The 6,759-nt window shown below is 46.1% G+C and carries 6 protein-coding genes; all 6 read right to left on the reverse strand.

Annotation, left to right across the window (positions count from 1 at the left end):
• A partial coding sequence (locus AC1DSE_RS27175) for a GNAT family N-acetyltransferase (RefSeq protein WP_477528492.1) occupies nt 1-597 on the reverse strand: 597 nt, incomplete at its 3' end.
• Between the two features lie 209 nt (nt 598-806).
• A complete protein-coding gene (locus AC1DSE_RS27180; protein ID WP_477511085.1) occupies nt 807-2,834 on the reverse strand; it encodes a glycoside hydrolase family 2 protein in 2,028 nt (675 codons plus the stop codon).
• 31 nt (nt 2,835-2,865) lie between these two features.
• On the reverse strand, nt 2,866-3,738 hold the full coding sequence (locus AC1DSE_RS27185; RefSeq protein ID WP_477528493.1) for a glycoside hydrolase family 16 protein: 873 nt from the start codon (nt 3,736-3,738) through the stop codon (nt 2,866-2,868).
• Nucleotides 3,739-3,752: 14 nt separating this feature from the next.
• Nucleotides 3,753-4,688, reverse strand: a complete 936-nt coding sequence (locus AC1DSE_RS27190; protein ID WP_477528494.1) for a carbohydrate ABC transporter permease — start codon at nt 4,686-4,688, stop codon at nt 3,753-3,755.
• Between the two features lie 13 nt (nt 4,689-4,701).
• Nucleotides 4,702-5,562, reverse strand: a complete 861-nt coding sequence (locus tag AC1DSE_RS27195) for a carbohydrate ABC transporter permease (RefSeq protein WP_083682581.1) — start codon at nt 5,560-5,562, stop codon at nt 4,702-4,704.
• Nucleotides 5,562-6,759 (reverse strand): DUF5696 domain-containing protein (locus AC1DSE_RS27200; protein ID WP_477528495.1); only part of this gene is annotated, 1,198 nt, incomplete at its 5' end. The genes AC1DSE_RS27195 and AC1DSE_RS27200, both read right to left, overlap by 1 nt.

Here is a 6,759-nt window from a genome sequence, read left to right on the forward strand (position 1 = left end):
AGATAAGGTTGAACCACCCCATAAGCTTCCAAAGGAAGTTCCATCATGCAAATACATCCAAGCCGCACTGACTGCTTTTCCATCTTCATAAGCTGCATAGATGAACAGGCTATCTGGATCATTTTTCAGATTTCGTATTAATTCCTCTCCAAGCTCGCGATGTGATTCTCCCCATATTTCTTCTTCCAGTGAGACGATGTCATTGATTCCTGCTTCGTCTGTGATTCGTATGATAGAGGAAGGAATTTCACAGGATAACATAAAATCTCCTTCTGTTAGCTGCATAACCAGCAAACCCTCGGGATCTCCAATCGTAAATCCATGCTCAAGAAGTTTATCCTTTAAATTAGCGGGCTGGTCGTAGTCATATAGCTTCCACTCAAACCGCTGATCCAATTGCTCAAAGTAAGATAGCTGCTCATTAATCGCATGTTGAACCGTTTCATTTGTTAATGCTGAGTAGGTTACATATCCTTCCCCGCATGTAAGGGAAACCTGCCTAATCATTCCACCTTCTTCTTCACGACGAAAGCCCGCAATAGTCTGATCGATCCGTTGTTCCTTATTAAATAATGCTATTAGTTGTTCTTTATTCATCGAATGCCTCCGTCGTCCATTTGTTCTTATAGTCTTACTTAGGTACGTGACTGCCGGCAAAAAAGATTCACATCTGTCTTGCTCAGTATGCCATACTAACAGACCAATGAGCAAAACAAAACGAGCCTATAGAATGATTACTATGGCTCGTTTTATGAGGTTTTGGATGAAAGGATAACGCCCTATATTAGAAAAATTGCTTCTTATATCTATTGCGATTCACGCTTTGGTTGATGAATAAACCCACCCTCGAATGCAGTGTACCTAGCATAATCCTGACTCAGCGCTTCTCCAACCGGCTTCATCGTCATTCTATCCATATGATAGATCCCGAACGTATCAATCCAATTGTTATGGTTCACGTACCAGTCATACATAATCCAGAAATCGATGCCAACGAGAAAACCATCACTTCTCAGCTGAGCCTCTCCATCTTCAGATATGACCGCTCGTTCCATCAGCGCCTGCAGCGTTTCCTTATAGGTTTTCAGCTGCTCTGCCGCCATCGTATCCCGATCAGAGGACCAGTGCCCAAACTCGGTATTCCATATCGGCTTGTCCGGCCAAAGCTCATGCGCTTTTTGCAGAAAATCTTTTGTGCCTTCATAATACGTACTGCCATGGAATATGCCAAAATACATCGTCCAGCCCGCCAAATCCAGCGGCTCCATGGAAGGATCATGCGCACCTGGCTGGTCTGCTGCCGCACTTTGAGTCGTGAGACGTCCATCCGCATAATTTTGTTTCAGGTCCTTCACTAAACGTTTGTTGTAAACCGTTCGCAGCTCTACCTCAACGGATTCATTTTGCGTGCTCCACATCAGAACGGAAGGAGAGTTGTATTGGGAGAAAATCATCTCCCTCCACATTTGATCGGATAGCCGTTTTTGCTCTTGTGCCTCAAAATGCTCACGAGTGAATTGCCAAAGCGGAATTTCACTGACGGTTGCAAGGCCGAGCCGATCCGTCAATAACGACGTGTATACATGGTTCGGGTAATGTGCCGTTCTAACAAAATTAACATGCATGGACTGCCTCATTTGAACCAAATCATCTCGAATTTGCTTCCAAGTAGCAGACCGCCCTGTATCCGGCCATTCTTCATGGCGAGCAACGCCGGCAAGAAATGCCGGTCGTCCATTCAACAGCAGCTTTGTACCTTCCGTCGTAACTGTACGTACGCCAAACTGCGACGCATAACGATCCAACTGGGCAGTACAATCCCCATATACAACTGCAAATTCCGCTACATACAGCTCTGGCTGCCAAAATGCCCATAAACGAGGCTCTTGAATATGGACAATCGCTTCCATCACCTTCGTCTCATAAGGAGCCAGTGCTGCCGTCCAATTTAAATCGCCCGTCCATCTTGTTTGCTTGCCTTTAATATCCGCTGCGAGAGGAGAGTTTAAGAATGCATCGGCTTCATGATCCGCATCAAAAATTTGCCCGCTAACGCTCACCTCTACAGCATCAGCTCCACGGTTTTCCAGAACGACACTAAACTTCACACGCCCCTCAATATCGAGCGGTACGATGTTTACTCTTGGTATATGGCATTTGGTAGTTCCGCTAATGTATAGGTCATGGATCACACCGGTGTAGTTAAAAAAATCAGTTCCTGGTGTCGCCGGTATGATATCCACTCGGCTTCCCCAAGGCGGATTATCGATTCGAAGCGCAATTGTGTTCGCTTCACCAATCTTCACAAAAGGCGTCAAATCAAGTGCAAAAGGGGTAAAGCCTCCTTCATGATAGCCAACCCACTGCCCATTGACCCAAACGTCAGCTACATAGCTGATCGCGAGCGCATGTAGTGTGACTGCTTTATTTGCCCATGCTGCATCGAGACAGAACGTCCGACGATACCATACGCCGTCTTGATACGTTTCACTGGAATGGGCTTCCTCTTTCCCGCGAATTTCATTTTCCGGAAAGGGCAGCTGACGCTGCGCCCAAGCAGAATCATCAAAGTCGACTTCAGTACGGCCGCCAGCTTCAAGGAGGGCGTGCTCGAACCACCGATCATTGCGCTCAGACAATGAGAAATCATGATCCGCAGCAAATCTTTCCTTCTTCCACAAACCCTTCAAGTCAAGCTTCAAACGCTGCTGTGCATCAAATGACGGTACAGGAATGCCATTTTGAAACGGGACTGCCACTCCGCTTACCTCGCGCAGCTCCATCGTCGTTTGAATCATGTTCATCTTTTCTTGCTGTACCAAACGAAGATCCATCGGTTTCTCCTCCAATTCACATCTATCATTCCTATTTCGCCGTATCGTTTGCCGTCTCATAATTTCCGTCTGCCGGCTGATACACCCGAACGTACTCCAGCTCGAATGTTTGCGGGAAAACCGTCGTCTCATCTGGATAACCCGGCCAATTGCCGCCAACGGCCAAATTCAGCTGCAAGAAAAACGCACGATCGAAAGGTGCAGGGAATGGCTCATTATCCGCAGCCTCATCCTTGCGCGTAAACCATGTCGTCGTCTGATAAAACTCCTTATCGTCGACGTACCACTTCATCCCGCTTGGCGTCCATTCCAGAGCAAAGTCATGAAACGCTTCTGCGAACGTTCCATCTTCCAGACTTACTTTCCCGCCTCTATAAATGTGAGGATTACCCATATGCAAAGTACCATGCACCTGCTCAGGCTCGTGTCCAAGATACTCCATAATGTCAATCTCGCCGCTGCTTGGCCAGCCGCCGTATTTCTCCATGTCCGTCGGCATCATCCATATGGCAGGCCACATTCCTTTGCCAAGCGGCATCTTAGCCCGGATCTCGAACCGACCGTACGTCCAATCTGCATGGCCCTCCGTAATTAATTTCGCGGACGTATACGGCTTGCCCCCATGCTCCTTCTTCAACGCTTTGATGACTAGCTTGCCATCTTCAATATAAGAGTTGGCCGCATCCTCTGTATAAAACTGATCTTCATTATTCCCGAAGCCTGATCCTCCGGTTACATGCTTCCATTTGGTCTGATCGATTTCTTTGCCATCAAACTCATCGTTCCATACGAGCTTCCACCCATTTTTCTGCTGCGGAGCTTCTTTTTTATTTTCCATGCTGTACCCCATTATTAATAAGATAATTGCTATAAAAACACTCGAAATCTTGAAAAGTCTCTTCACCCAAGCTCCTCCTCTTACTCACCGGTAATACCAGCCCGATCAACGCCTTCTACAAACCAGCGCTGAAGCACAAAGTAGAGAATGAGCAGCGGTGCAATCGTCAGCAGCGTTCCAGCCAGCTTAATCGCTTCATTCAACTGACTGCCAGGAGTGCCCGGCGGGTACACCTTATTGTAGCTGTCTGTAAATTTTTGCAGCTCCAGCGGCAATATGGTCAGCTCGTTTCCGAAATAAAGACCCGCTAAATACGTTTCATTCCAGTACCATACAAACGAGAATAGAAAGACGATAATGATTGCAGGAAGAGCCATAGGAACGGCAACGCGGTAAAAGATTTTCAAGCTGCCCGCTCCATCAATTTCCGCAGCCTCCTCCAGCACATCCGGTATGCTTCTAAAAAACTGATAAAAAATGAGAATAAACAATGCGCTTTTTAGTCCTTGCCCGAGAATGGCCGGATATATAAACGTCTCCAGCGAGCCGAGCAGCCCATATTGCTTAAATAAAAGGTATGTTGGCATCATCGTAATTTGCGGCGGGATAACAAAGGTTACGAGCATAAGCACGAACAATATCTTTTTAAAAGGAAACTCGAATCGAGCAAAGCCATAACCGATAACGCCCGCCGATATCGTTTGCAGCAAGGCTGGAAGGCCTGCCACCCCAATCGTTTGCAAAAGCGTTTTTTCATACTCGAGCACGTTCAGCGCCTTCGAATAGTTCTCGACATACAGCGTTGACGGAATCCACTTGATCATGGAGTTGACCAAATCATCCAAGCTCATGAAGCTGTTCACCAGCATAAATAACATCGGATACAAATAGACAAAGCCGATCGCGATCAGAAGGAGATATACTACAGCCTTGAACACAAATYCGTCGTTTTCTCCCATTCCGAACAACAGCTTACGGACTTTGCTCGCAGCGACTAACGTCTGTCTTTTCCACATGCAGCTCTCCTCCTTATCGTTTCTTCATTCTGAGCAGTCCAGTCCAAATCGCAAGCACGATCATGATAATGATGAAATAAATCCATGCGATCGCGGTTGCGTAACCGAATCCGGTAATGGTGCTGAACATATTGTTTTTGATAAGAATAATAATTTCATTAAGCGCGAACGTCGATACGTAAACGATCGTATAGATTACATTTACGATCACGAGCGGCATAAGCACTGGCAGCGTCACTTTCCAGAAGGACTCCCATGCCGACGCGCCATCGATGCGAGCTGCTTCATACATGGATCGGTCTACCTTTTGCAGCCCTGCTAGGAAAATAAGAATCTGAACGCCGGAGAACCAGAGAACCATAATGATTTGCTTAAACAAATACAGAATAGGCTCCGCAATAATCGGGCTCAAGCTGTTCTCAATCATCGTGAACATGCCGTATTGCTCTATATTCGGAATGGAGGACGCACCCTGGCTAAGCAGCTCGTTAATGACCGGCCCGCTCGTTATAATGACTGGCAGGAAAAATATCGTCCGAAACATGCCTCGAAATTTGATCTTCTGATTGATTAATAGCGCAATGATCAATGAAAAAACGATAATGATCGGTACGTTCAGCATCATTTCCATAACATAATTCAATATTTTCTCTACAAACACGGGATCGGAGAAAAATGCATAATTGAAATTTTCAAAGCCGATATACTTTGTTTTCACGCCGACAGGTGTAATTTTCACTTGATGGAAGCTAAGAAATAAGGAGTATAGCATCGGATATAAAGTGAAAACAAAAAATCCTACGATCCATGGCGACACAAACGCCAGACCGATAATCGCCTTTCTACGTTTGTTGGTCATTATGATTTTGGCCATCAGCGGTTCACCTCGATTACTTGAAAGCCTTTTGGCGGAACGCTAACGCCTTCCCATAGATAGTCGCGATTCGTGTAATTCACGAGCACTTCGACTCCGTTGTCATAAGAAACCTTAACAATGCCATCGCTTAGACGCTCATGGTTCTGCATCTTCGCACCTATTGTCGGCTTCAGCGCTTCATCTAAAATGCGATAAGTCTCCGTCATCGAATCACGCCAATCCTTATATGCAGACGTGTAAACATCATTCGAATTAGTATGCTTCAGTTTATACGATGTCTCATGCGTCAAATAATAGGATGGATAAGAACCTGTCTCGATCATGCGCAGCAGGCTTGCCTGCGGATTAGCGAAGAAGTTGCTATAAGGGGCAAAATAATCCTTATAGCCCTTCAGCACCATTTGTACAAATGGCACCGTTTCACTGATATAAATATATTGCGATGACTCCATCGGCACGTCTAGCACTTGATCGGCATAAGGAAGCATATAATCATTTGGCGCATACATGAGGAAGGATGGAATGGCATCCGACAAGCCTTGCATAGCAGCTTTATATGATTCTGCTGTTTGGCTGCGGCTTGAACGGCTTTTGCCCGCCATCTCGGAGAATAACACAGAGCCCGTCTTATCTACAGCAATTCCGCTTACGTTCTGGCTCATATATTGCTTTGTATTTTGTTTAACCAGCATGCTCGTTGCTTCGGCAGATAAGTAATAGATGGTCCCGTATACTTCCTCATAGGTTGGTATCGTCAATATTGACTTATCGATTTTTTTGGCGGCATCCGTCTGCGCAGAGAATCGTTTGGATGCTTCATTGCCTGTCGTAAAGTCGCTGTACAAATGAAGCGGATTTCCGCTTTCCCGAAGCGATGCTGCGAGTCGCTCGAAATCCTTCTTCGAGCCAAGCGCTGACTCATATTTCACGGGCGATGGATTCGTTCCTGAATACCCGCCTTCATTCCAGCCCTTATAAACTACATTCACATTTCCGATGCCATTTTTCTTCATATCTCCGAGCATCTCTTCCAGCTGCGATACAGTCGTCATCGGAATGAGGCGCTTGGCGAACATGCCATTTTCGGTTTCAGCACCAAGAACATCCATTTGCAGAGGAATGGCAGTGTCTGCTTTCCCTTCATCTCTCACAAGAATCGATTTCTCCTCCAAGTACGCTTGATACGTCTTGGCC

It is taken from the genome of Paenibacillus sp. 01L418 (assembly GCF_056400045.1).

What these genes read in the sequence shown, in the direction of transcription:
- AC1DSE_RS27180 (WP_477511085.1), bottom strand. Translation starts at nt 2,834, where the DNA reads ATGGATCTTCGTTTGGTACAGCAAGAAAAGATGAACATGATTCAAACG.
- AC1DSE_RS27195 (WP_083682581.1), bottom strand. Translation starts at nt 5,562, where the DNA reads ATGGCCAAAATCATAATGACCAACAAACGTAGAAAGGCGATTATCGGT.